This is a genomic window from Vibrio vulnificus CMCP6, from assembly GCF_000039765.1.
Classification (GTDB): domain Bacteria; phylum Pseudomonadota; class Gammaproteobacteria; order Enterobacterales; family Vibrionaceae; genus Vibrio; species Vibrio vulnificus_B.
In genome coordinates this window covers 1,910,145-1,936,407 of sequence record NC_004459.3, presented here as the reverse complement: position 1 = coordinate 1,936,407, position 26,263 = coordinate 1,910,145, and the positions used below count along the sequence as shown (strand labels likewise).

At 47.8% G+C, this 26,263-nt stretch carries 28 protein-coding genes; 3 read left to right on the top strand and 25 right to left on the bottom strand.

Going from position 1 to position 26,263, the window contains the following annotated elements:
- Positions 1-6: 6 nt before the first annotated feature.
- From fliP to VV1_RS09090, 24 genes are all read right to left on the bottom strand, one after another.
- A complete protein-coding gene (gene fliP / locus VV1_RS09205; RefSeq protein WP_011079844.1) occupies positions 7-876 on the bottom strand; it encodes a flagellar type III secretion system pore protein FliP in 870 nt (289 codons plus the stop codon).
- Positions 866-1,288: a flagellar biosynthetic protein FliO gene (gene fliO, locus VV1_RS09200; RefSeq protein WP_011079843.1), complete on the bottom strand. Its 423-nt coding sequence runs from the start codon at positions 1,286-1,288 to the stop codon at positions 866-868. The genes fliP and fliO overlap by 11 nt, the downstream gene beginning before the upstream one ends.
- Positions 1,288-1,698, bottom strand: a complete 411-nt coding sequence (fliN, locus tag VV1_RS09195; protein WP_011079842.1) for a flagellar motor switch protein FliN — start codon at positions 1,696-1,698, stop codon at positions 1,288-1,290. Before fliN ends, fliO begins: the two co-directional genes overlap by 1 nt.
- A gap of 69 nt (positions 1,699-1,767) precedes the next feature.
- Positions 1,768-2,811: a flagellar motor switch protein FliM gene (fliM, locus tag VV1_RS09190; RefSeq protein WP_011079841.1), complete on the bottom strand. Its 1,044-nt coding sequence runs from the start codon at positions 2,809-2,811 to the stop codon at positions 1,768-1,770.
- A gap of 7 nt (positions 2,812-2,818) precedes the next feature.
- Positions 2,819-3,316, bottom strand: coding sequence for a flagellar basal body-associated protein FliL (gene fliL / locus VV1_RS09185; RefSeq protein WP_011079840.1), 498 nt, complete (start codon positions 3,314-3,316; stop codon positions 2,819-2,821).
- 36 nt (positions 3,317-3,352) lie between these two features.
- Complete coding sequence (locus VV1_RS09180) at positions 3,353-5,398, bottom strand: flagellar hook-length control protein FliK (protein ID WP_011079839.1); 2,046 nt, start codon at positions 5,396-5,398, stop codon at positions 3,353-3,355.
- 101 nt (positions 5,399-5,499) lie between these two features.
- Positions 5,500-5,937 carry a flagellar export protein FliJ gene (gene fliJ / locus VV1_RS09175; protein ID WP_011079838.1) on the bottom strand — a complete coding sequence of 146 codons (438 nt, stop codon included), beginning with the start codon at positions 5,935-5,937 and terminating at the stop codon, positions 5,500-5,502.
- Between the two features lie 3 nt (positions 5,938-5,940).
- On the bottom strand, positions 5,941-7,263 hold the full coding sequence (gene fliI / locus VV1_RS09170; RefSeq protein WP_026130674.1) for a flagellar protein export ATPase FliI: 1,323 nt from the start codon (positions 7,261-7,263) through the stop codon (positions 5,941-5,943).
- Positions 7,263-8,063 (bottom strand): flagellar assembly protein FliH, encoded by an 801-nt coding sequence (fliH, locus tag VV1_RS09165; protein ID WP_011079836.1) that lies wholly within the window; start codon positions 8,061-8,063, stop codon positions 7,263-7,265. The genes fliI and fliH overlap by 1 nt, the downstream gene beginning before the upstream one ends.
- A gap of 96 nt (positions 8,064-8,159) precedes the next feature.
- Positions 8,160-9,215: a flagellar motor switch protein FliG gene (fliG, locus tag VV1_RS09160; protein WP_011079835.1), complete on the bottom strand. Its 1,056-nt coding sequence runs from the start codon at positions 9,213-9,215 to the stop codon at positions 8,160-8,162.
- Entirely contained in the window at positions 9,208-10,887 is a 1,680-nt protein-coding gene (gene fliF / locus VV1_RS09155; protein ID WP_226048905.1) for a flagellar basal-body MS-ring/collar protein FliF, read from the bottom strand. Before fliF ends, fliG begins: the two co-directional genes overlap by 8 nt.
- A gap of 81 nt (positions 10,888-10,968) precedes the next feature.
- Positions 10,969-11,280, bottom strand: coding sequence for a flagellar hook-basal body complex protein FliE (gene fliE / locus VV1_RS09150; RefSeq protein ID WP_011079833.1), 312 nt, complete (start codon positions 11,278-11,280; stop codon positions 10,969-10,971).
- A 129-nt stretch (positions 11,281-11,409) separates the two neighbouring features.
- Complete coding sequence (locus VV1_RS09145; RefSeq protein ID WP_011079832.1) at positions 11,410-12,825, bottom strand: sigma-54-dependent transcriptional regulator; 1,416 nt, start codon at positions 12,823-12,825, stop codon at positions 11,410-11,412.
- A gap of 26 nt (positions 12,826-12,851) precedes the next feature.
- Positions 12,852-13,886 carry a sensor histidine kinase gene (locus VV1_RS09140; protein ID WP_011079831.1) on the bottom strand — a complete coding sequence of 345 codons (1,035 nt, stop codon included), beginning with the start codon at positions 13,884-13,886 and terminating at the stop codon, positions 12,852-12,854.
- A 122-nt stretch (positions 13,887-14,008) separates the two neighbouring features.
- Positions 14,009-15,472 (bottom strand): sigma-54 dependent transcriptional regulator, encoded by a 1,464-nt coding sequence (locus VV1_RS09135; protein ID WP_011079830.1) that lies wholly within the window; start codon positions 15,470-15,472, stop codon positions 14,009-14,011.
- Positions 15,473-15,703: 231 nt separating this feature from the next.
- Positions 15,704-16,114: a flagellar export chaperone FliS gene (gene fliS / locus VV1_RS09130; protein WP_011079829.1), complete on the bottom strand. Its 411-nt coding sequence runs from the start codon at positions 16,112-16,114 to the stop codon at positions 15,704-15,706.
- A gap of 12 nt (positions 16,115-16,126) precedes the next feature.
- A complete protein-coding gene (locus VV1_RS09125) occupies positions 16,127-16,429 on the bottom strand; it encodes a flagellar protein FliT (protein WP_011079828.1) in 303 nt (100 codons plus the stop codon).
- Between the two features lie 6 nt (positions 16,430-16,435).
- On the bottom strand, positions 16,436-18,538 hold the full coding sequence (gene fliD / locus VV1_RS09120) for a flagellar filament capping protein FliD (RefSeq protein WP_011079827.1): 2,103 nt from the start codon (positions 18,536-18,538) through the stop codon (positions 16,436-16,438).
- 20 nt (positions 18,539-18,558) lie between these two features.
- The gene (flaG, locus tag VV1_RS09115) at positions 18,559-18,987 is read right to left on the bottom strand and encodes a flagellar protein FlaG (protein ID WP_011079826.1); all 429 of its coding nucleotides are present in this window, start codon (positions 18,985-18,987) and stop codon (positions 18,559-18,561) included.
- Positions 18,988-19,057: 70 nt separating this feature from the next.
- Positions 19,058-20,188 (bottom strand): flagellin, encoded by a 1,131-nt coding sequence (locus VV1_RS09110; protein ID WP_011079825.1) that lies wholly within the window; start codon positions 20,186-20,188, stop codon positions 19,058-19,060.
- A 262-nt stretch (positions 20,189-20,450) separates the two neighbouring features.
- Positions 20,451-21,584, bottom strand: a complete 1,134-nt coding sequence (locus tag VV1_RS09105; RefSeq protein ID WP_011079824.1) for a flagellin — start codon at positions 21,582-21,584, stop codon at positions 20,451-20,453.
- Positions 21,585-21,891: 307 nt separating this feature from the next.
- Entirely contained in the window at positions 21,892-23,025 is a 1,134-nt protein-coding gene (locus tag VV1_RS09100) for a flagellin (RefSeq protein ID WP_011079823.1), read from the bottom strand.
- Between the two features lie 133 nt (positions 23,026-23,158).
- Entirely contained in the window at positions 23,159-24,061 is a 903-nt protein-coding gene (locus VV1_RS09095; RefSeq protein ID WP_011079822.1) for a Dyp-type peroxidase, read from the bottom strand.
- A gap of 62 nt (positions 24,062-24,123) precedes the next feature.
- A complete protein-coding gene (locus VV1_RS09090) occupies positions 24,124-24,600 on the bottom strand; it encodes a DUF2919 domain-containing protein (RefSeq protein ID WP_011079821.1) in 477 nt (158 codons plus the stop codon).
- Positions 24,601-24,702: 102 nt separating this feature from the next.
- Here VV1_RS09090 and VV1_RS09085 point away from each other — a divergent pair, with 102 nt between their 5' ends.
- Together VV1_RS09085 and VV1_RS09080 are read left to right on the top strand one after the other, a co-directional pair.
- Positions 24,703-25,065, top strand: coding sequence for a DUF2956 domain-containing protein (locus VV1_RS09085; RefSeq protein WP_011079820.1), 363 nt, complete (start codon positions 24,703-24,705; stop codon positions 25,063-25,065).
- Between the two features lies 1 nt (position 25,066).
- Positions 25,067-25,399, top strand: a complete 333-nt coding sequence (locus VV1_RS09080) for a DUF4156 domain-containing protein (protein ID WP_011079819.1) — start codon at positions 25,067-25,069, stop codon at positions 25,397-25,399.
- Between the two features lie 21 nt (positions 25,400-25,420).
- Here VV1_RS09080 and VV1_RS09075 read toward each other — a convergent pair whose 3' ends face one another.
- Positions 25,421-25,708 (bottom strand): winged helix-turn-helix domain-containing protein, encoded by a 288-nt coding sequence (locus VV1_RS09075; RefSeq protein ID WP_011079818.1) that lies wholly within the window; start codon positions 25,706-25,708, stop codon positions 25,421-25,423.
- Positions 25,709-25,912: 204 nt separating this feature from the next.
- Here VV1_RS09075 and VV1_RS09065 point away from each other — a divergent pair, with 204 nt between their 5' ends.
- On the top strand, positions 25,913-26,260 hold the full coding sequence (locus VV1_RS09065; protein WP_011079817.1) for an ArsC family reductase: 348 nt from the start codon (positions 25,913-25,915) through the stop codon (positions 26,258-26,260).
- Positions 26,261-26,263 lie beyond the last annotated feature (3 nt).

The following is a 26,263-nucleotide window of genomic DNA, read 5'->3' as shown; positions in this document are numbered from 1 at the left end:
TTACCGCTATAAGGCAAAACTGCCTGCGAGAGTGGAAAGGATCAGGTTCCAGCCATCGACTAACACGAACAACATCAGCTTAAACGGCAGCGAGACGATCATCGGTGACAACATCATCATACCCATCGCCATCAATACCGAAGCCACCACAAGGTCAATGATAAGGAACGGCAAAAACAGCATGAATCCGATTTGGAATGCGGTTTTCAGCTCAGAGGTGATAAACGCGGGGATCAACACCGCCATAGAAACGTCTTCGGGATTGGTTGCCTGCTCTCCTGACATATTGACGAATGTCTCGAGATCTTTCACGCGTGTTTGCTTGAGCATGAACGCTTTCATTGGCCCTTGTGCGGCATCAAACGCTTCGCGTGCGGTGAGCTGCTCATTCAGGTACGGTTGAACCGCTTGTTCATTCACTTCGTTAATCACGGGCGACATAATAAAAAAGGTTAAGAAAAGTGCGATACCAATAATGACCTGGTTTGACGGCGTTTGTTGCAGACCCATAGCCTGCCGCAAAATCGACATCACCACCACAATCCGGGTGAATGAGGTCATCAAAATCACCATCGCTGGCAAGAAGCCAAGCATGGTCATTAACGCTAAAATCTGCAACGTGACCGAGTAGTCTTCACTGCCGTCAGGGTTAGTGGTCATGGTGAAAGCTGGGATACCGCCTCCGCTACCCACACTCATAAATTCACTCTTACTGGTGTCACTCTGCATTTGTGAAACCGTCACACTACCGCCCGGTGCAAGATTGGCTGGCAACGCGGTCTCTTCCGCTTGTGCCCAAGCCGAAAAGGAAAATAGGGATGCCATCAGTAAGCTGAGTGATAGCCAAAACGTGGTCAGAAGTTGCTTATTGTTCATTCTTTTTCAGTAGCTGGCTAAATTGTTGTGCAAATGCCGTTTTAGCCAACTCCTCCTGTTTTAACGGATGCTCTAATTTTGCAATCAGCTGGATAGACTGACTGGTGATGCCCACTAAAAATTGTTCTTCCCCCGCCTGAACAACGGCGATGCGCTCTCGTGTCCCCACCGCAATTTGGCTCACCACTTTTAGGCCGTGTTTCTGGCCGAATGCTGGCGTTTGGATGCGCTTCATCAGCCAAGCTAAAAAGAGAATAAAAGCGATAACGAGGAGAAGAGAAGCAAACGTGGTGGCAAGGTCAAGCTCCGGCGCTTGGGGCGCGGCCCAAACACGAGGAGCACTCGTCATGGCGACCAGTGCTCCTGTAAGACCAAATAAGCGATGGCGATAACGGCTTGGTCTCATAAGCATTAACGCAGTTTTTTGATACGTTCAGTTTGGCTGATCACATCGGTGAGACGGATACCAAACTTATCGTTGACCACAACAACCTCTCCGTGGGCGATCAACGTACCGTTGACCAATACGTCGAGCGACTCACCAGCCAGACGATCCAGTTCGACTACCGAACCTTGGTTAAGCTGAAGTAAGTTACGAATGCTGATTTGTGAGCGGCCCACTTCCATCGAAATCGTCACTGGAATATCCATAATGGTATCCAGTTTGCGGCGCTCATCGGCGGTGATCGGCGCAGAGGTATCTTTCAACTCTTCTAATGGCGCTGCCAATACTTCGTCAACATCAATTTCAGGCGCTGCGGGATCTTCACCCAAAGCTGCTGCCCATTCTGCCGCTAGCCTTTCATCTTCACTTGATGCCATTTTACTATCCTGTTTTTACTTACTATTTAACTCAATACTAGACGAACATTTTGCTCTCAGTCGCGAGCATTAATCATCATCGTCGTCACTTTCTAGTTCAGACATGATGTCTTTACCTAAGAAAGTTAAATCGGTTTTCACCACATGAGGGCGTTCAATTTCTTCGGAAATTTGCACCGCCAGCTTCTCGTTAGACTGCCCCATTTTCACGCGGTAAGTGGGTAGTTCTTCTACAAACATCACGGCGTGCTTAGGCATTTCAATCGGAATGACGTCCCCAGGTCGAAGTTCCATCAAATCGCGCAGCGAGATATCTTTCTCCAACAAATTGACACGGAAATTCACCGGACAATCCATGATTTCTTCACGCAGAGCAGAGCTCCAACGTACGTCCGTTTCCATTTTGTCCGATTGCACACCCGCATCAAGCAATTCCCGGATCGGCTCGACCATGGAATACGGCATGACCACATGGAAGTCACCGCCGCCGCCGTCCACTTCGATATGGAACGAACTCACGACAATCACTTCGGTTGGGCTAACAATGTTCGCCATACTCGGGTTCACTTCCGAGTCGAGATACTCAAATTCTACCCCCATCACAGGCGACCAAGCTTCTTTGTAGTCTTCAAATACGATTTTCAGTAGAAGCTGTATGATACGTCGCTCTGTTGGGGTAAATTCGCGACCTTCAATTTTGGCGTGGAAGCGACCATCGCCACCAAAAAAGTTCTCTACCAGAATAAACACCAAACGCGCTTCCATGGTGATCAAAGCGGTGCCTTTTAACGGCCTGAAGCGAACCATGTTCAAACTGGTGGGTACGTATAGCGTGTTTTGGTATTCACCAAACTTCATCATTTGCACGCCGTTGATCGAGACTTCGGCGGTTTTTCTCAACATGTTGAACAAACTGATGCGCATATGACGAGCAAAACGTTCATTGATCAGTTCCAAGGTCGGCATGCGACCACGAACAATCCTATCTTGCGAGGAGAAATCGAAATTGACGGCGCTGCCTAGATCATCCTCTATCGGCTCGTCTATCTCATCGACATCATCCACCCCATGAAGGAGCGCATCAATCTCGTCTTGGCTTAATAGATCGGTCACGCTATACCTACTGAATCACAAAGTCGGTAAACAATACTTTCTCAATCACAGGCTGACCTACCGATTTCGTCAGCGCTGCTTTAATGTCATCTGTGGCTTTATCACGTAGCTCCGTTCGACCAGTAGGTGAACGCAACTGCTCAACCGTTGCCGAAGCAAACGTTGATAGCAATGAACTTTCAATCAACGGCGAATGGTAACGGGCAAGGTTTTCATTTTCTGTACCACGAACCATCAACTGCACTTTGATCTGTACCATTCGATTGCGGTTGTCACCCGTGACGTTAAACACGAATGGCTGAGCGATATTAACGTATGCGATGGGCGCTTCAACAGGCTGAGCTTGGACTTGTGCAGCGGCTTCCTCTTCTGCAGGATCCGATCCCATCAAAAAGAACGCAGCACCACCGCCACCGGCGAGTAATACCACCACAGCAATGATGATGATTAGAAGTTTACTTTTCCCTTTTGGTGCTTCTTCACCGTTTTGCAATTCTTCTGCCATGAGCTGCTCTACCTATCAAACTTAACAATTTGTATTTTATGCGTAAAAACTGATTCCATCACGCTTTGATGTGACATTTAAGTCAAGTTTAACGTCAGCCTCAAGGTTTTCCTCATTTGAAGAGGCAAATCTGCTGCTTTGTTGTCCATTCCCTTGTCCATCAGCACTGTATTGTCTCTGCTGCTGACCAGAGGCTTGCTGTTGAACCGACGAATCGGCCAATTGCATCCCTTGTTGGGCGAGCATTTCCCGCAGTCTTGGCAATGTTTGTTCAATGATGTCACGCGCTTGCGGGTTGGTGACAGTGAAATGCACGTTGGCGATGTCATTGTTCATCGTCATGCGGATTTGCATGCGGCCAAGCTCCGGTGGGTCCAGACGAATATCAAGTTGTTTGAGGTTCTTTGACATCATCATTTGCACTTTTTCTGCCACCTGCTCATTCGCTAACTCTCGCGTTAATGGCATTGACGGTTGTTGAGCTGCGACGTTCTCTGCTCTCGTTTGTCCTGTCACTGTCTGCGCACTGTAGAGAGAGGCCGTGGGTTGAGCGCCCTGAGCCTCAGTACTTGTTTGCTTCGATGAGCCTTTTACGCTAGCAAGGCCAGCCGCCGCTAATGCCGCCTGCATCGATTGCACTTGAGATTTAGCCACATCCGGAGACGCGGCAGGATTAAACGCGGTTGGTATCGTATTCGCCGTCATGCCATCAGGCAGAACCATAGCGGCTTTGTCTGCGCTCAATGGGACAGTTGTGGCCGTATTGGGCTGAGCAAGTGCCGTATGCACCGCTTGCGCTAATGCTGCGCTGCCTGCCGTTTTGGCAGCGGCGCTATCTTGATGCTTTGGCTGAGCGGATTGAGGCGACGTCCAATCAATGGCATGTCGTTCACTCCCCCCTTCCGAAGGAGTAAGTTGCGGCTGAGTGGTGGCCGCGATAACAGGTAATCTTGTCGTCCATTCTGATGGGGGGAAATCCGCCACCATTTGACCCGATTTCAAACCATCGAGAATTTTTTGCTCAGGCGCACTTAAAGGTTGCGCCGCCGCTAATTTTTGCTCAATGACCACTAACAACTCAAGTGACACCACTTGTGGTGTTTCACTTGATGACGTTGCACTATTTTTCACCGAGTTGACGCCCATGGCGCTGCTAACAAGCAACGCTTGTGGATCCATATCAGCACTTGGCTGAACATCCTTGTCGAGTGCCGCACTATTAGCAAGGTTTCCCGCTTGAGGCTGCGGCATCACCTCGCGCCAATCTTGTGGCAATTCATTCTCGGCCACTTGCGCGTTGATGATCTGAGCTTGATGAGCAGCATCAATAGGTTGTGCTTGACTAACTGCCTGTTGATCAAGATGCGCGGAATAGTGGGACAAGCTTTGCCCTTGTTGGGCCGCAATCAACGCTTGTTCGTCATCGAGTGCATCACGTTGTGGCTGCACAGAAGTCGATGCCGCTGCAATGGCTGCGCTCGATTCAATGTCTGGCGATGCGTTTTGTGGCAAGCCTTTGCCACTTGTCTCTTTCAGCGCCGCATTCGACTGTTCTAACTGACCTAGAATTTTGGAGCCTTCCTGCATCACCGCTTGCTTAGCGTTGTCATCTTGTGCCACGGTGTCTTTTGCTGCGGCAGGAGCGCCTTTCAATACATCACTGTCTGTATTTACGCGACTAAGCGATTGATTCGATTTGTCATCTTCACTGCTAAGTACTGCTGAAGAGTCTTGGTCTAATTTCGATTCGGCCACGCGCTGGGACGAAGAGAGGTCTGCTTCTGACTCAAGCTCTAACACCTCATCAACCGAACTATCTGATGGGCCAACCTTTGCCTCACTGGTCTCAGCAGTGTCATCAAGAGCACTGCTCCCTTTAACGCCTTCCGATTGAACGCCTTGCGATGCTTTTGCTGCGATATTGCCGTCCGCTTCCGTTTTTCCAGAGGAGAAGACTTCAGAAAGGGTCTGCAAAAAACCTTTGGAGTCCGTCGAGTCGGCCGTGGTGGTTGCAGCCAAACTTTCGCCACTTTGACTGGCGGTCTTTGCTGTCGTGGAAACGGGTTGCAGATTCACATTCATAATTCGAGTCTCTTAGCCGCGCTAAAATGGGTTAAAATCCAATGCTTTCCAGCCTTGGTATTGAGCTAAAAAAATAGCCTGCAAAAAGCAAGCCACTTCTCTCATTTAGCGCCGCGTGAATAGAGCAAGGTTGAAAACTCATCCATCTGTTTCTGCTCTCGCTTTGCTTCTGCTTTGAGTTTCTCTTGCTGTTTTTTCTCAATCATCCACTCGTAGGATTTTCGTTGCTTGCGCACTTCTAGCCAATAATGTTCACAGTTTTCAACTTGTTGTTTAAATTGTGTTTCTGCTTGCTTTTGCTTAGAGAGCGTTTCATCCAGTTTACCGAGAAATCGATGCAAATGAACAAACTGGCTGGCCGTTAAACCATTTTGCCCTCGCTCGACGAGCTGTTGGCAATAATCCAGGCGATACTTTTCAATTTGAGCCAATTGAGTATAGTAACCTTCCAGCTCCGATTTCGCCTTATTCAGCGCCATCACCGCTTGGTTTTCTTTCTCTTTGGTCTGCTCAAGCAGAAAGTCCATTGCGTTTTCCATCGATTACTGCACTCCAAGCACGTTCTTCAACATGTTGACACACATGGCGTAAGGCACGGTTTCTTTCATCCGTTGTTGCAAGTATTCGTCCAACTTCGGCTTCAATGTGAAAGCACTGTCTATAGCCGGATCGGTACCCGGTTTATAAGCGCCAATCGACACCAAATCTTGGTTTTTACGACAAATAGACAACACTTGGCGCACCGCTTTCGACATCAACACATGCTCTTCGGTAGTGATTTGTGGCATGACTCGGCTCACGGACTTCTCAACGTCAATCGCCGGATAATGACCCGCATCGGCCATTTCACGTGAAAGGACGATATGGCCATCCAAGATGGCGCGCGATGCGTCTGCGATCGGGTCTTGAAGGTCATCGCCTTCCGTTAAAACGGTAAAGAATGCGGTGATCGAGCCTTGTTGCGGACCACCATTACCCGCGCGCTCCACCAGCGCAGGCAATTTGGCAAACACCGAAGGTGGATAACCTTTGGTGGCAGGCGGTTCACCGACCGACAGTGCAATTTCACGCTGCGCTTGAGCAAAGCGTGTCAATGAATCCATCAGGAGCAACACATCCAACCCTTGATCACGGAAATATTCCGCAATGGTGAGGGCCGTCTGACAACCTTTCAAGCGCATAAGCGGCGATGCATCCGCGGGCGCGGCGACAACGACGGAACGCTTGCGTCCATCTTCACCGAGAATTTCTTCGATGAACTCTTTAACTTCTCGTCCACGTTCACCGATTAATCCCACCACAACCACTTGGGCGGTGGTACCACGGGTCATCATACCTAGCGTGACCGATTTACCCACACCAGAGCCCGCAAACAGGCCGATACGTTGGCCTTTTCCCACCGTAAGTAAGCCGTTAATGGCTTTCAAGCCGACATCGAGCGGTTCGGTAATGGGTTTGCGCGCAAGGGGGTTAATGGGTTCTGCATTAAAAGAAGCGCGATGTTCGGTGTAAATTGGGCCTAAACCATCCAAGGGGTTGCCCACACCGTCAATCACACGACCTAGCAGTTCCATGCCCACAGGCAAACCACTTTCGCTGGTTAACGGCGTCACTTTAGCGCCGGGCAAAATGCCACCGATTTGCTCGCTCGGCATCAGAAATAGATTGTCACCCGAAAAGCCGACAACTTCGGCTTCCATCTGGCCTGTCATGGTTTCCACCAAACACAAACTACCGATGGGAGCTCGACACCCTGTCGCTTCCAGCGTTAGACCGACAACACGCACCAGTTTACCTGAGGCGACCGGACGGCTGCCCAAGCCTTGTACTCTGTAGCTTTTGAGTCTCTCTGCTAGCGCAATCATCATTCACCTCCGTGGTGACGATTCTTACCACAGAAATTCTGTATCACTTGCTTGATGCGCTCTTCCATCCGGTAGCTAACGCTGGATTCGCCCGCTTCGATTTGTACATCGCCACGGTTCAGGGCTGGTTCACTGAGTAAGGTCCAGTTGCGGAAGTTGAGATCATCCTCGCCATACGCAGAGCGGATAATGTCGACGTCTTCGGGATTGAGGCGCAGCGTAATGGGATGCCCGGCAATAGGTAGACTTTCAACCGAGGCTTTCACGGTGTCTAAGATCACTTGCGGGTTGGTTTGCACCTCGACATGCACCACTTCTTTAACCAAGCACAACACCATATCCACCAGTTGTTTTTCCACTTGGTTGTTCATCAGCTCTAATGGCTGGGCAAACTGGTTAGCGAGATTAATAAAGGTATCGACCTGCTGCTTAATGTGTTCTTGACCCGCTTCAATGCCTTCATTTTTACCCTGTTCAAGGCCTTCTTCATGACCGGCTTGAAAACCTTCTTCTTTGCCTTTATCAAAACCTTGTTTAAAGCCCGCTTCTTGACCTTGGAACAAACCTTCCTGATAAGCGCCTTGCTTAATCAGTTCGATTTGCTCTTCGGTTAACTCAAGGACAGCTTCTTCTTCCGGCTGTTCGAAGTCAGGCATCCAGCCAGGATCGTAGTTAAACGCCGTTTCTTTGGCTTGCTTGTTTACCTCAGAGCCGTAATCAGGCAATCCCCAACGCTGAGGTTGTGGAACGGCATCATCTTCACCAGGGCGGATAAAACCACGTTTTCTCTCGTTAGCCATGGATCGGTTACCTCTGAATGGTCACATGTAAAACTCAGTGATTGAGTTTTCATTGTTCTTAAGGAAACAAAGCCCCAACTCGGGGCTTGTCTGTAATTACAAGAATTCGTCTGCGCCACCGGACAGCATGATTTCTCCGCTGTCGGCCAAACGACGAGCAATGGCGAGAATTTCTTTCTGCGCCGCTTCCACATCGGCAACACGCACTGGTGGCATTGCTTCGATGTCGTCTTTCATCATCTCAGCCGCACGTTTCGACATGTTCTTGAAGATCTTCTCACGAAGACCATCATCGGCACCTTTAAGGGCTTTCTGTAGTACGTCTTGTGGGACGTCACGCAGCAATTTCTGGATACCTTGATCGTCCACTTCGATAAGGTTCTCGAATACGAACATGAGATCTTGGATTTGCGTCGCCAGATCTTCGTCTTGGTCGCGAATCTGCTCCATCAACAAACCTTCGACGTTGTTGTCGAGGTAGTTCATGATCTCTGCAGCGGCCTTCAGGCCGCCAATTTTCGCTGCTTGCGCGCCCGCTTGGCCGGCAAACTGTTTCTCCATGATTTCGTTCAACTCAGCCAGTGCTGAAGGTTGAACTTCCTCAAGGTTGGCAATACGCATCATCAAGTCAAGACGTACACGCTCTGGGAATTGCGCGATGATCTCGGCTGACTGATCGGCTTCCAAGTAGGACAGTACGATCGTCTGAATTTGTGGGTGTTCGTTAACAATGATGCTCGCCACTTGTCGTGGGTCCATCCATTTCAACGAATCGAGACCTTTCGAACCCGTACCCAACAGAATCTGATCCACCAAGTTATTGGCTTTATCAGCACCCAGTGCCGCGATCAAGGTATTACGCATGAAGTCTTCACTGCCCATACCGATGTTGGTGTACTTCTGAATGTCTTCCAAGAAAGCACGGTGCACTGCCGAAACTTTGTCTTGGCTGAGGTCTTTGGCGCGCGCCATCGCACTACCCACACGCTGAACCTGTTTTGGCTCTAAGTGGCGGATAATGCCGGCGGCGTCTTGTTCGTTTAAACTCAGCAGCAAAATTGCTGCTTTTTCTTCACCTGATATCGAACTGATATCAACTTCTGGTGTATCCATCGAGCCGTCTTCGTTCCCGTTTACAATTTCGTTAGCCATTTATCATCCAATTCTTGACCACTTGTGCTGCCAGTTCAGGTTCATTTGCCACGAGGGCACGAACCGCTTTCAGCACATCTTCGTCCTTGTGTAGGTTAGGGAGATCGATACTAGAGCCAAACTCAAACAGCTCACCTGCATCAATATCGCTACCGATTAGGCTGGTTTCACCATCGGCACCAATCGGTAAGCCATCTGGTCCATACATTTCGTCATCGTCATCACCCGCTGGGTTGAGCAGTTTCTTCATAGCAGGGCGGATCAAAACTAAGATCACCACAATAATGACTAAGGCACTGGCAAACCAACGAATCCAATCGTTGAAGTTAGGATGTTCCCAAATAGGCACATCCGCCAATTGCTCCTGCTCTGGCTCGGCAAATGGCATACTTAATACGTTGAGCAAGTCACCGCGATTTTCACTAAAGCCGACGGTACCGACAAGCACTTGGCGAATCGCGTTAATTTCCGCCTCGCTGCGAGGTGTATACGTCACATCACCTGTATCAGGATTGATGGTGGCGCGATCTTTAATGGCGACCGCGACGGTTTGACGGTTAATCACACCCATTTGCTTACGCTCATGACTGATGGTGGTGTCCAATTCAAAGTTACGTGTCGATTCTTTACGTACCGATCCTTGACCGAGCACCGAGCCATCTTTCATTTGTGCAACATCTTGAGGAATCGACGCATCGGCAGGTGGCTGATTACTCAGGGCACCGGGCACTCCGGCCACCATGTTGCCATTGTTGTAATCTTCAAGTGCGTATTCGCTTCGTGTCGCAGGCGTATTCGGATCAAACTGCTTACGCGTTTGCTCGACCGCACTGAAGTCCATTTCGATATCCACTTGGGCGGTATAGTTACCGAAGCCTAAGATAGGGATCAAAACGGAGTCGATTTTTTCACGCAGCGCTTGTTCTTGATTACGCTCCAACTCTTGCTCTTTACGGCGAGCGGCTGAAACGGGATCTTGAGAGCCAGAATTGAGCAAACGGCCATGTTGATCCGTGACGGTCACACGCGAGGTTTTCATCCCTGGCACGGCACTGGCTACCATGTCGACAATCGAATCGACTTCTTGCTGCTTGAGGTTGGAGCCGGTATTTAAGGTCAAGAACACAGAGGCGGACGCTTCTTGGTTGTGGCGCACAAACACACTCTGTTTTGGCAACGCGAGAAGCACTTTGGCTTTGCGCACTTGCTTCATCTCTTCGATCGCCTTACCCAGTTGGCGCTCTCGACTCAGTTTCAGACGCTCTTGTTCAAGACGCTGTGAAACCCCAAATCCCATATCTTGCAGCAAGATATCATCTCCTGCTTGGGTACTTTGATTCAGGCCAGAGCGTACCATGTCCAATTTGATGGAATTGAACTCGCTGGTCTCGACCAGAATGGTGTTGCCATCTAACTTGTAGTTGATTTTTTGCTGGTCTAAATGATCCAGTACGGGAATCAGTTCTTCGGTTTCAAACACACCCAATGGTCGCATTTCTGGCTCTTTAACCCAGAAAAACAACATCACAATCAAAGCGACACAGATGGAAATCGAGAGGACTAACACGACCTGACGTAATAAATCTAAATCACCCACGGCCATATCAAACTTAGAAGAGCTACGCTCGTCTAAATCTGGATTCTGACTGTCCATATCCATATCAGAATGCATGGTTAACGCTTTACTGGAACCATCATCAGTCAGTGCTAGATCGGTTGATTTATTTTCTTCAGCCACAGTTTACTACCCACATTAGACTGGCATGTTCATAAGGTCTTTGTATGCCTCGACCAGTTTATTTCTAACCTGTACCGTGGCTTCAAATGCGACGCTGGATTTGTTTCTCGCAATCATGACATCGGAAAGAGAAACATCCGCGTCACCGCGATCAAAGCGGGTTTGCAAATCGCTTGAGCTCTTTTGCAGTGAGTTAACGTTATTGATGGCCTGATTTAGCAAAGTGCTAAAATCGGCACTGACTTTCGCGCCCGTCGCCGGTGCGGTCGTGTTGCTTGCTTCAAGCATCATGGCGCGCATTTCACCGTTAAATCCATCAATTCTCATCGTTACCTCTAAGCCAAAAGTTTGACTAACTATTTTGCTGTAATATTGACACAGCAATTAGCATGCCATATTGCCCGTTATGGCTGGCCAGTTTACCTGAGTCAGGCAATCTGACCAAGATTTCAAATCCTATCCCGGGATCTCGATACCAGCATCGCGCATTTTGGCTAGCTTATAGCGTAAAGTTCTGGGGCTAATCCCCAGCTTATCCGCCATTTCTTTGCGGCGCCCCTGACATTCAATCAGTGTTTCCAAGATAATGGCATACTCTTGATCGCGCAGCTCACTGCCTAAGCTGTCACCCACAGACAGACCGCGAATCATGCCTTCAGGCTCAGCCTGAGCGATCGGTTTGATTTCTGGCGCAATGTGCTCTTGTTGCTGCACCACATGCTGCAAGCTGTCGGCATCTTGCCAATCCACCCCTTCAAGCAAGATATGCTCGTGGGAGATGTCGCCATTTTCACTGAGGATCAGCGCACGCTGCACTACGTTATCCAGCTCACGCACATTACCCGGCCATGGGTATTGCAACAGCTTCTCCAACGCACTTGGTGAGAAACGCGGCACTGGGATGCCTTGCTTGGTACAATGGCGCTCTGCTAAATGCTTCGCCAGCGGTGTTATGTCTCCTTGACGGTCACACAACGCAGGCCAAGTGATTGGGAAAACGTTCAGGCGGTAGTACAAATCTTCCCGGAAGTTGCCCGCTGAGACATACTGTTTGAGATCGCGGTTACTGGTGGCCAGTACACGAACATCAAGCTTAATGCTTTTGCGACTACCTAAGCGTTCCACTTCACGCTCTTGCAAAACACGCAGCAGTTTGGCTTGAAGGTTCAAATCCATTTCGCTGATTTCATCGAGCAAAATGGTGCCACCTTGGGCTTGTTCAAATTTCCCCGGACAAGCTTGAACCGCCCCGGTAAACGCACCTTTCTCGTAGCCAAATAGGGTTGCTTCCAACATATTGTCGGGAATAGCAGCACAGTTAATGGCAATGAAAGGGCCATCTTTGCGCGGCGAGGCATTGTGAATGTAGCGTGATAGCACTTCTTTGCCCGAGCCACTAGGCCCAAGAACCATAACGTTGGCATCGGTACGAGCGACTTTGTCCGCCAATGCCAATAAGCGTAAGCTTTTTTCGTCCGCAACAACGGCATCGCCATTGTCTTCAGATTTGACAGGTGCGTAGCGGCTGACCATATTGAGCAAGACTTCTGGCGCAAAAGGCTTAGCCATGTAGTCAATCGCTCCTTCCTTCATCGCCGACACGGCGTCTTCGATGTTGGCGTACGCTGTCATCAGCAACACGGGTAAATTTGGCCAATTTTGTTTGATGCTACGCAGCAGTGCTAAGCCACCCATGCCCGCCATTTGTACATCAGAAACGACAATATCGACCGGATTGGCTTTCAGCTTGACCAAAGCATCTTCTGCGCAATCCGCTTCTAGCCATTCATAACCTGCTAATGCCAATGTGTCGACTAGCGCTTCGCGCAGACCTTCATCGTCTTCTACGATTAACACTTTGCTTTGAGCCATCTTGATTCTCCAGTGTTGTTACGCGCTCATTCTGCATCTGCAGATTGAGTTCTTTCCAAAGGGATACACATGGTGAAGCAAGCACCATCCCCTTCTTCTGATAATAATTCTAGTCGGCCCTCATGAGCACGACAGACCATTTGTACCACGGCCAAACCTAAACCCGTTCCTTGAGAACGAGTGGTAAAAAAAGGTTCCATGATTTTGTTTTGCAGCTCTTTCGGCACTCCAGGGCCACTGTCTTGCACTGAAATACGCAACTCACCATTGACTGGGCGGAAAAACACATCGATCTGAGCTTCTTTCCCCGCAATTTGAATGGCGTTCATCACTAAGTTACTCAATGCAGAAGCGATGGCATTGGCATTACCTAAAATGACTGTTTGCTCCTCTTCCACCTCTTGGCCGTAATCAATGTGATTGCTTTTCAATGCGGTCTCAACCATGGGCTGAAACTCACTGACCAGTTGAGCGATGGTGAAAGGTTTAATGACTTTGTTGTCGCCGCCTTTGGCAAACAACAACATATCGTTGACCTGTTTTTCCAAATCCTGCAAGCGATCCATCAGCTTTGATTGAAAACGCTCTCGCGTTGTATTAGGCAGGTTAGGAGCAGAAAGGTTTGAGGCGTAAAGCATCGCACTAGAGAGCGGGGTTCGAACTTGATGCGCCAAAGACGCGACCATGCGTCCTAACGAAGATAACCGCTGTAAATCACTCACACGAGATTGCAACAAGCGTGTTTCGGTTAGGTCAGTGATCAAAATGAGTTGACCTGTCGCAGAAGCCGAAATGGCTAGGCGGACTTTTCGACCATTACGCAGGGACACTTCATGACCATCATCTTCGCGCGGATCGAACGCTGCTTGGATCACCGAAAACCAGCGCTCGTTCACCAAGGGCACTTCTAGAATTCGATGCGCTTCTGGATTGGCTTCTCGCACCACCCCTTGAGTATCAAGCAAAATCACTCCCGCTGGCATCACATCAAGCACTTGCTTGTAACGTTCTACCTGACTTTCTACCGAGTCTAAGTGGGATTGATTGGTTAAATTATCCATGCGCTGTCGAAATCTCGCCTCAAATACTAGAATAGCCTAACACGCAAAATGCATGCCAGGCTATTTTCGTTTATTATCAATGCGTTAGGTGATTGACAATAAGTTGACGCTGAAATGGTTTTCTAACGTTGCATATTGTATTTACGCATTTTCTCAACCAATGTGGTGCGACGCATTCCCAACATATCAGCAGCACGAGCCACGACACCGCCTTGTGCTTCTAACGCTTGGTTGATCATGTTCACTTCCAAATCCGCAAGAAGTTCTTTCAAGTTGACCCCTTCAGGCGGCAAAGATTGAGGAGCATCGAAGTGGTCATCAAAGTTATTTCTCGCCGCTAGATCGAAGCTTTCTGAGAAAATATCTTCCAACACGTCGCGCTCTTGATCTTCAATCGAATTGAACGATGACGTCTCTGGTTGGAATTCAGGAATGTCACTGTAACGATATTTGGTTGGCAAGTGATTCACGTCTACCAAACTATTTGGATAGAGGATCACCATACGCTCAACCAAGTTCGCCAATTCACGCACATTACCTGGCCAATCATGCTCCATTAAGGAGTTGATCGCACGAGGGGTAAAACAAATTGGTAATCCCCCTTCGGCTTGCAGACGTGTCATGAGCTCTTGCAGTAACAAAGGAATGTCTTCTTTGCGCTCTTTAAGCGCAGGCATCTCAATGGGGAACACGTTGAGACGGTAGAAAAGATCTTCGCGGAACTTTTCATCGTCGATCATGGTTTCTAAATTGCGATGTGTTGCCGCAATAATGCGCACATTGGCTTTAATGGTGGTGTTGCCACCTACGCGTTCAAAACAACGCTCTTGCAGCACACGAAGCAACTTAACCTGCATTGCCATTGGCATATCGCCAATTTCATCCAAGAAAAGTGTGCCACCTTCAGCTAATTCAAAACGCCCTTTGCGCGTGGTTAACGCACCAGTAAAAGCCCCTTTTTCGTGACCAAACAGTTCACTTTCAAGTAAATCTGGTGGAATCGCGCCGCAATTGATTGGCACAAAAGGACCATTGCGACGTGAGGAATGATAGTGGATATTACGCGCGACCACTTCTTTACCCGTCCCCGATTCACCCAAGATCAAAACATTCGCTTCGGTCGCTGCCACTTGTTCGATTAGATGACGAACTTCTTGAATACCTAAGCTTTGACCGACAAGACTGCGGAAGAGGGTATTCTTACGTGCCGAGGCAACAACATTGACGCCTTTACGACCCAAAAACTCTTTACAGTGTCTTAGTGCTTCGCTGAGCTGAGGATAGTTAAGTGGGAATTCCAACTCACCAATCAGGTTAGGCAGGTGTTCTACAGGATGAGAAAAATCCCCCAACACGAGTAAAGGGATATGGTGGGCGGAGTTCAGTTTTGCCATCACAGTTGTGATGGACTTATTGTCGACGAAACCAACGATAACCCCTGACCAGATCTTTGACCAATCTGCATTTTCTATCTGATCAGAACGTAGGGCTTCGCAACTCTCTCCAACGAATTCCAGTATATTGCGTAAGTTAAGACGATTCGCTTCATCGTCTTCTATTACAAGCAGCTTTGCCAAACCTTGCATAAGTACCGATTATTGCCTTTGTTTTATGATGTGTTGCGGCCAAACCTTGATATGCGAAATCAAAATGATCAATTTGTTTAAAGATCACTCAATTAACGATAGACAAAACAGGAAAATCAGCAACAAAAAAAGCCATCAGGGCTACTAATGGCTTCTATTTTATTTGAATAAAAAAATAAGGCAACCAAGCAATTAGGAGGTGTGAGCTCGGTAGAAAGAATGGATATCGAATTACATTCCAATATCCGCAGCCGTGAGATTGTGGTACTCGTTTGGAATTTGGTCCCAAGCCGATTTGATCTCACGGATGATGTCGATCACATCGTCGATCATTTGTGGGTCATTTTTGTGATTTGCCCCTGAGATCTGCGTGATCATGAATTCGTAAAGCTGATCGAGGTTACGTGCAATATCACCACCGTCATCCATTGAGAGACAGCTACGCAGTGCAATGATGATGTCCAACGCTTTGCCAAGACGCTCACCTTTCACTGGAATGTTACCCGCTTGCATCGCTGCTTTGCCTTGAATCAGACGCTCGATCGCCCCTGCCATCAGCATTTGAATGACTTTATGCGGCGACGCAGCACTGAGTTGGCTATCCACTGACACTTTTTTATAAGCCTGTAATGAACCGCGCATAGTATTCCTCTTTTACGTAAACTTCTTATATTGTTGGAGCGAACGCTGACCATGCCTCAATTTTTGTAGTTGAAGGCCAACTAAACTGGTCTGAGATTGCATTCGTTCAAATAATGCTTTTGTCCGAGTGAGCATCAATTGCCACTCTTCCTCATGCTTTAACTGTGGGTTATCCACCAGCAGTTGCAGAAGGTTTTGCAATAACTGTTCCCTGTTATCGACCAAACGCACCAATTCTTCAGCATTTATTTCGTTTTTTTCTAATTCCTGAGAAATTAGCTGATCGAGATCACGCAATTCAGAAAGTTGAGTCATGCGTTACTATCCCAGAGCGTTCATCAATGCGCCTAATTGCCCCTGCATTTTACTGGTTGCGTCTTGCATTGCAGTAAATTTCGAGTGGGTGCGCTGTTCTAAACTGCCCATGCGGCGATCCAATGCCGCTTGCTCATCAACCAACCGGTAATTTTGCTCCGATAAACTTTTCTCACGAGTACGAATAGAACCGGTCACGCCGGTGATACCGTGAATGGCATCTTCGACACGTTTAGCGAACCCTGTGTTTCCACCAAAGAACTCTTCCAAACGATTGAAATTGTTATTCAACTGACGATCAAGCATGTCGTAGTTGATTTCCAACGTACCTTGACGAGTGGTGGTGATACCAAATTCTGTTAGCGACTTGAGGTTTTCTGGCGCTTTCTCTATTCGAGTCGAGAAAACACTCTTTAAACGAGAGTCGGCATTTCTTACCGTGCTGTCCCCGGCTAGCGGCCCTTTTTGACCGGTCGTAGGATCGACACCCGACAACGCTTTCGACGTCTGATAAAACTGATTATAGGCCGCTACAAACGTTTCGATGTCATCACGGACACTCTGTCTATCATACTCCACACCGATTTCTGCTGGGGCTTTGTTTTTAGGTGTCACTCCTTTGAGAGCGAGATCAACCCCTTCAATGGCGTCTTCGATAATGTTATTGTTACTCGATAGCTGAGCAACACCATCCAACACCACCATCGCATCTTGCCCTTGCTGAACTTCCGTCATACCGCTGTAGGTATCAAACGATTCCTGAGCTTGTTTCAGTTGCTCATTCGCTTGATCAATGCGCTCTAAGCGTTCACGCTCTTGCGGCTCCAACTTCGCGCGCTGAATTTGCTTCGCTTGCTCTTCGGTCAACTCACCTTTAGCCACTTTTTCATCCAACGCCGCTTTTTCTTGTGCCAGTTCTTCTTCTATCTTGGCCTTTTCTTGCGCGAGTTCTTGCTCAATTCGCGCTTGCTCAGCTTCAAATTTGGCTTGCGCTTCTTTGACGGTTTCATAGGAGTCAGTCAAGGTGCCGGATGCTGTATTCGTCCATCCAGGTACGTCTGGTGCTTTTTCAATGGCCGCTTCATCAAGTTCAAGCTCAGGGCGGTGATAAGAATCCAGCAAAGTACCGGACGCGGTTTCCGTCCATCCGCCAATGCTGTCTTGCGGCATTAAACCTGCGGTTTGACGCGCTTCATCAATCGCTTGCTGGCCAGCTTGAGCAGCCGACGCACCAAAACTAGAAATAGGCTCGTCCTCGGAAAGTGGGGATTGTTCACTTTCATCGGATAGCTTGGTATCACTGGTTAATTGAGGCTCGTCACCCTCACTTTGAGGTGCCGCTTCAATTGGATTGCCCTGTTCGTCGACCTGCGGCTCTGCTTCTTCTGACACCATGTCACCGTCAGTGGCGGCAGCTTCTTCCGGTTTGCTTTCGCTGATCACTTCTTCGGCAGCAAGACGGGCTTGTTCGAGTGCTTTAACGCGGTCTTCGAGGGTTTTGTATTCGAGTTTTTTGAGCGGATTGCCTCGTTCGGCATCCACATGAATTCGGATTTGATTTTCTTTGCCTGAAACCGTCGAGGCGACGATAAGGCGGGGGCCTTCGACATCATTGATGATGGAGGCACGTACTCCGAGGTTTTTGCTTGCCCCGTTTATGCCTCTCACGACGTCAACCAGTTTTGAATCTGCGCTGACGTTGACATCGAACGATTTGTCGCCAAGCGAAATCTGCAGCTTGCCCGGGCCAAACTTGTCATCTTCGGCTAATACATCCGAAGCAACCTTATGGCTCTGTGCAAGCTGCAACACATCGATGGCATACTTACCTGCAATGGCATCGGTAGTTGCAGTGGCTGAGACGACACTATCGTCAGTCGTATCGACTTTTCGCACCGCGAAAGCCTTCTCCTGACGAAAGTTCGCCATCAGATTTTTCATCGTATCCAGCGATTCTCTGAGCCGACCATAGGCGCTGATGCTGCTATCAATCCTAGCCCGCTCATTGTCTATGCGTTGCTGCTTTGGTACGCGCTCCGCATCGACAACTTTGCTGACCATGGAGTTGATATCCATGCCACCAGACATCCCCAAAGGGCCTAAACTCATCAAATCACCTCAATAACGACTTACACTTTGTCTACCAGCAAACCAGAGCTGGTAGCTTGCGCGGCTAAGCGTCTAAATACGTCCAGCATATCTTCATCTGGGATTTGACGTATGATGTCGCCTGTTTTGGCTTCATAAATCGTCACTACGTCTCTCCCAGACTCTTCGTCTACTCTAAAAGATAACCCTTTATTGATGGAAGAGATAAATTCATTCATCTTTTCCACCATTCTCAGTTTCTCTTCTCTGTTGAGCTCCTGACGAGCTTGCGCCATTTTTACTGCCGCTTCAACCGTTAGATTCACGTCGTTCTTTTTCACCGTTTCCGATGAAGGGTTGCCTTTTTCGACCGATACACTAGGCACGCCACCGCTTTTTTCATAAGCAACTTTTGTGCCACTTTGCAAGCCGTAAGGCTGGATGTTCGATGTGTAGGATGGTATTTCCATAACAATCTCCCTTCCACCTCTATGAGCTATGAGTAGTAAACTACCGTACAGCTAAGCTCACGCCGCTGTATTAGCCCAACAAGCTAAGAGCTGCAGATGGTGACTGCTTCGCCTGCGCCAGGATAGAAGTACTCGCCTGCTGCAGAATTTGCGTCTTAGTCATCTGAGTCGTTTCTTTCGCGTAGTCGGTATCCTTGATACGGCTGCTCGAAGCGTTTACGTTCTCATTGATGTTGCTTAGGTTGCTGATTGCATGGTTGAAACGGTTTTGGAATGCACCTAGAGAGGCACGCTCACTGTCTACCGATTTCAATGCGCCATCAATGATCGCTACTGCTTCTTGAGAGCCAGCAACCGTCGTGACATCAATGTTGCTCACATTGGTTTTGGTGCCATCACCAATGTTCAACTCAGACGCTAGACCACCACCGAATTCCACTTCACCTTCTACACGTTGGTTAGAAGCGAATAGCTGCAGTTTGCCGCCTTCACCGACCGACGCTTTCACATCATCGTTTTGACCGTTGATGTAAGTCGCCAGTTCTTCAAGATCGTCACCCGCTTTGGCGTTGACTGTGATCTCTTTTTCTTCACCTTGCTTATTCACATAAGACATCGTGAAGTCAGTGTTGTCGCTTACACGCCAATCTGCGCCTACGCCTTCTTCAGATTTGTAGCTCAAGCCGCCCATCGCGTCTGTATCTGAACGAAGGTTACCCATAGAAAGCATCACAGCTTCACCAGAGTCAGCACCGATTTGGAAAGATTGAGAACCGTACGTACCGTTAAGGAGTTTGTTACCACCAAAAGAGGTTGTCTCTGCGATACGGTTAAGTTCTTGGTTCAACGCTGACACTTCTTCTTGAATCGCCACGCGTTCAGAACGAGAGTTCGAACCGTTAGACGATTGCAAGGCAAGGTCACGCATACGTTGTAGGATGTTGGTGGTCTCTGTCATTGCACCTTCAGCAGTCTGTGCAATAGAGATACCATCGTTGGCATTTTTAACCGCCATGTCGAGACCACGGCTTTGCGAGTTCAAACGGTTAGAAATTTGTAGACCTGCAGCATCATCTTTCGCGCTATTGATTTTATAGCCCGAAGACAAACGCTCCATTGATTTTTGTTGACCTTCAGCGGCCTGGTTTAGGTAACGCTGTGCGGTCATTGCTGACACGTTAGTGTTTACATTGATAGCCATAAATGATCTCCTTAGGCTTTTTGCTGATGCACCATCGTGTCTCTCACCTCACTTTGGTACATCTCATTTCTCTCAGTCCTTTAACGGCCACCAAAAGAATACCTTTAGGAGAATTTTTCGTTTTTTTTAATATTTCTTTGGTTGGGTTAAAAAGTGTGACTTCTCCCTAAATAATAGCGCATAAAAAAAGCCTGACCGAAGTCAGGCTTTACTCGCTCATCTCTCACCACGAGCCAATGAGATTTCTGTCTAGTTAAGGCGATTAGCCTAGTAGACTTAGCGCTGAGTTTGGCGCTTGTTTCGCTTGCGCAAGAATGGAACTTGATGCTTGCGATAGAATTTGTGTCTTGGTCAACTGAGTCGTTTCTTTCGCGAAGTCGGTATCTTTGATTCGGCTCTTCGACGCGTTCACGTTTTCGTTGATGTTGTCCAAGTTGCTGATTGCATGGTTGAAACGGTTCTGGAATGCACCCAGCTCTGCACGGTGGCTGTCTACGTATTTCAGTGCCGCATCCACAATCGCTACCGACTCTTGCGCACCTTGTACGGTTGTCACGTCAATCGTGTCTACCGTGACGTTTTTGCCTTCGCCTAGGCCAAGTTCACCAGCTAGGCTACCTGAGAAAGCAATTTCACCTTGAACTTTGTTGTTACCAGCAAAGATCTGTAGCTTGCCGCCTTCACCCACTGACGCTTTTACAAGGTCAGTTTGACCGTTGATGTACGTCGCTAGCTCTTCGATGTCATCACCCGCTTTCGCGTTGATTTCGATCTCTTGCTCGTTACCAAAGCTGTCTGTCAGTGCAATCGTCAAGTCGTTGTCGCCTGCGGCCACATTCCAGTTCTTGTCTTTGCCTTCTTCAGCTTGGTAGCTCACGCCGCCCATCATCACGTTGTCAGAGCGCATGTCTTTCAGTGAAAGCATGACCGCTTCACCGTTATCCGCACCAATTTGCATTGCTTTCGTGCCGTAAGTACCGTTTAGCAGCTTGTTACCACCAAAAGACGTGGTTTCTGCAATACGGTTTAGCTCGTCATTCAATGCTGTCACTTCTTCTTGAATCGCCACGCGCTCTGATTTTGAGTTTGAGCCGTTCGCGGATTGTAGAGATAGGTCACGCATACGTTGTAGGATGTTGGTGGTCTCGTTCATCGCACCTTCTGCGGTTTGTGCGATTGAGATACCGTCGTTGGCGTTACGTACCGCAACGTCTAGACCGCGACTTTGTACGTTCAAGCGGTTAGAGATTTGCAGACCGGCTGCGTCATCTTTTGCACTGTTGATTTTGAAACCTGAAGACAGACGCTCCATCGAAGTTTGTTGTGCGCTGTTTGCGTTATTCAGGTAACGCTGTGCTGTCATTGCTGCTACGTTTGTATTTACATTCACTGCCATGATGAATTCTCCAATTGATTTTCCGATATTACGGTTTCCGACGTCTCGGAAAACCAAGTAGTTCTCTCAAAGTTATTTCTATTAACGGCTCGGTTTGGAAATCCTTTAGGAAAAAAATGCGATTTTTTTGAAAAAAGTTTGTTTGAAGGGGTTTTCGTGATTAAAGCGGTAAAAAGTATAAAAACATCAAAAATAGGACTAAAGATTTGAATGGTCCTGTCGATAAGAGCTGTTCACTTTTTTCCAGCCCACTCCTACTTACTTGCTCTCTTTTGTATCGCAAGCTCTGTGCCAGTCACTCCGGCGCTTATCCCAGCAAGGTCAACGCGAGATTCGGCCCTTTTTTCGCCTGCGCCAAAATAGAAGTACTGACTTGCTGTAGGATCTGTTGTTTGACCATGCGCGTGGTTTCCTTCGCATAGTCTGTATCTTGAATGCGACTGTTTGATGTCGCCAAGTTTTCGTGGATGTTGTCGAGGTTATTAATCGCATGGCTGAAGCGGTTTTGATATGCCCCTAGCTCAGCACGATGACTATCGACGTATTTCATCGCGGTATCAAGGACAGCCACTGCTTGTTGAGCGCCACCGACAGAAGTAATGTCGATATTATCCACCGCATCGTAACCTTTTAGTTGCAAACCGAGTTCACTGGCTAAGTCTCCTGAAAACGATAACGTTCCTGAGGTTTCTTCGCCGGCCATAAACAACTGTAGCTGACCTTCTTCATTCACCGATGCCGTGACTTTGTCAGTCTGACCATTAATGTAGGTCGCAAGCTCTTCGATATCATCGCCGGCTTTCGCATTAATTTGGATCGTTTCTGTTTCACCAAAACGATTCGTGAATGACATGCTAAGCGCATTCGCCCCCTCTTTTACTTGCCAATCAGAACGGGCACGTCCGTTTGCAATGTAACTGAAGCCACCCATATCAATACCATCACTGCGCATCGACTTCAGTTGCACTTGCACCGCTTCACCTGACGCTGCCCCTATCTGAAAGGCAGCCGAGCCAAAGGAACCATTGAGCAATTTACGCCCACCGAACGAGGTGGTTTCTGCGATACGGTTCAACTCGTCATTTAACGCGGTCATTTCTTCTTGTAAGGCTATTCTTTCAGCATAGCTATTGGAACCATTGGCGGATTGCAATGAAAGATCACGCATCCTTTGGAGAATATTAGTGGTTTCATTCATTGCCCCTTCCGCAGTCTGCATAATGGAGATGCCATCATTGGCATTTCGCACCGCGATATCTAAACCACGCATTTGCGACTGAAGACGATTCGAAATTTGCAGCCCTGCCGCATCGTCTTTTGCACTATTAATACGCTTCCCTGAAGACAAACGCTCCAAGGATTGATTCAGCATGTCGGTTGCACTGGTCAAATGACGCTGTGCGACAAGTGCTGCCACATTGGTATTAACGGTGATCGCCACAAATATTGGTCCTGAAATTAAGGCTTTGGATACTTATCGACCAAAACAGTCAAAGGTTTAGCGCTATTTTTAACAAGGGCAAATAAAAAAGCCCTTCACATATTAGGAAGGGCTTTCAAAAATAGCGGCCAGATTATTTTACGGCTAATGCGCTCAGCATCTCTTTCGATGGCGCGAAGAAATACGCACCGGTGACCGCTTTGGTGAAACGCAACAATTGGTCTGTTTTACCGTCAGTGACACCATACATGCTCTCAAGCATCGCTTTGAAATTGTGCAATGTGTGGCAGTAGGCGATAAACAGCAAGCCATGCGAACCAGTCACACTGCCATACGGTAAGCTGTGACGAACAATCTTAAGCCCTTTGCCTTCTTCTTTAATGTCCACTCGGCCAACATGCGAGGCAGCAGGGACATCGTCCAGCTCAATAGAATCCGGTTTGGTGCGGCCAATCACTTTCTCCTGAGCAGACACATTCAATCGATTCCAAGCAGGTAGGTTGTGCTCAAATCGCTGAACCATAACATAGCTGCCACCAGCAAATTCACCGTCTGGGATCAACGCCACTTCCGCGCGTTTTTCTGCTTTCGGATTTTCAGTGCCATCAACAAACATGGTCATATCGCGCGAATCAAGATAACGATACCCGTAGGTTTCATCGACGACAGTAATATCTTCTGCAACCTCTGACAGCAGTTTACGCAGCAAGTAGAAATGCAGGTCATGACGTTTGGAATGACAATGCAGTAACACATCCACATCCGTTGAAGGCGCAACAATCTCCCCTTCACCCAATACAGGGAAATCGATCAGCTCCGCTGGCATCGCCATATCCAATTGCTGCCAAAACGACTTGCTAAACGCAATAGAAAGCGTCAACTCTGCATCAGGCTGAGATTGATTGAGCTCTTCAACCAATGCTGGCAGTGATTGTAATTGAGCCAATACCTTTGCTGGATTGTGGTTGATTTTAAGCAAAGTGTATAACGCGAATGGGCCCGCTTCTGGCAGAATCGCCGTTTGAGCAAGTGACATAATAAACTCCTCTTTTTTGCCCCCAGTGTAGGGCGAAACTGACGGATAATTATTGATGATCGTCAGTTAAGGTTGTCGTCTGTGGGTAAATTAGGGACATGAAAACAATCTTTTACCCACTGACTATTGAATACGTAAATACCAAACCAAAGTAGTATTAATAGGGTTAACCCATTGGTCCAGCTAAACTCGCCATGTTCCAGATAAACATGGTAGGTCGTCTGCACAATTTGCCCTAACACCAAACATAAGGTGAAACCCCGTCCATAGTTGGTCAGTTTATCAATCCATTGGCGGCCGGGCTTTCTCAATCCCATAATCCACATCAGCAAAACACTTGGAATGCCAATCAGAAGACCTAAATAGAGGGTATGGTTATCAGGGTAAACAATTTGCAAGATCTTGCCGCCACTCTCGCGGCTTGCCCCTGCACCAGCAAAGACCACCCAAGCTCGGGCTAAAAAAAACCAACCAAACCAAAGCAACAAAGGCGCTTTGAGATAACCTTGGTTGTCATAATGATCTATCGAATATCGCAAAATCTAAATCTTAATCAATGGGACTCGCGACACTTTAACGCAAATGATTCAATTAGTAACCCGCAAAGGTTAGACTAATGCCATCTCTTTTACAGCAGACTTATGATGATGAAACACCACACAATCACACCGTCACCAGAATCTCAGCAAGAAGCACTCAAAATCGCTAGAGCGACACAAAAGCCTGGGCAAACCAAAGAACAAACCAAACTGATCGCACAAGGCATTGAGAAAGGCATCGCGCTTTATAAAAAGCAGCAAAAAGAGAAGCATCGTCAAGCGGACAAAATGCGTAAGAAGCAATTACGCGATAAAAGCAAAGAGCAACAGAGCTCGACTGAAGACGAAATATTCGACACTCAAGCAACGCCCCCAACACCAAGCCAATTTGTACGTATACTTCCTTGGGGGCTGCTGATTGTTAGCTGGTTGGGTTTTATTGTTTACGCCATGATGAGGAAATAATATGAAAAACATCGGCTTATTGTTACTTGCTAGCCTGTTTTTAGCAGGGTGTACCACCCCAACCCATCTGCCACTTTCCGGCTCACAAGCAATCGAAATCCGCATTGATGACCAGTTTAATCCTAAACATTGTCAGTATCTTGGCACGGTGACAGGAAATGAAGGTCATTGGTATAGCTATCTCTTCTTCAGCAATGACACCATGATGCAGGGAGCGGTCAATGATTTGAAAAACAATGCCAAAGAATTAGATGCAGACACCATCTTCGTCATTGCACCGCAGGCGTTTGTCACCTCTTTTAGCTTGCTTGGCACCGCTTATCGCTGCCAATAAAAAAAGCCAGCGAATGCTGGCTTACGCACGAAATCCAAGGCTGCTGGCGATATCTTTCTCACGTTCCATAACCCATTGGCTATCAAATGGTCCCCAGTCTGACAGTTGGTAATAACCATCATTATGACGTCGGCCATCTTGAACAAACATAAGTTCGATTCCAATCCCCGGCAGCGCCTTCAGTACATCTTGAATAGTACGACGAGGCCACCCCGTTTTTTCGATTAACTTAGGCACATTTGGCCTTTCAAGGTTCTCCACCAATAAGGCCAAATACAGCCGCCTTGCGAAAACAGGACTCAATTCCATTGACACCTCCTAAACTTGTGCTAACTCATTATTTCTTTTTTTCTCAGTCTTTTGTTGAGGTTGATCAATAACTCTCCAATCCCCTTAGCGAAAGTGTGAGTTTTTTTGAACTTCAAAATATTCCTGACGATATTTTGTGTGTTCTGTCGCTTCTTGATAGGATGCAAAACACAACAAAAAGAATTAGCCCAAAAGGAAAAACACGTGACCATTACCATGTATGGCATTCCTAACTGCGACACCATTAAGAAAGCCAAAAAATGGCTAGAAGACGCAGGCGTTGCTTACGAATTTCATGATTATCGTAAGCAAGGTATTAACGCGGAACTTGTGAGTGAGTTTTGTCAGCAATTGACTTGGGAGCAAGTGCTTAATAAGCGCGGCACCACCTTCCGTCAGTTGACTGACGAGCAAAAAGAGTCGCTCAATGAGACAACCGCCGTTGATTTGCTAGTCGCACACCCTGCGATGATCAAACGCCCAATTTTGCGAGTCAATGACCAGCTACACGTTGGCTTTAAAGCAGAACAGTATTCAAAAATTTTCAATTAATGA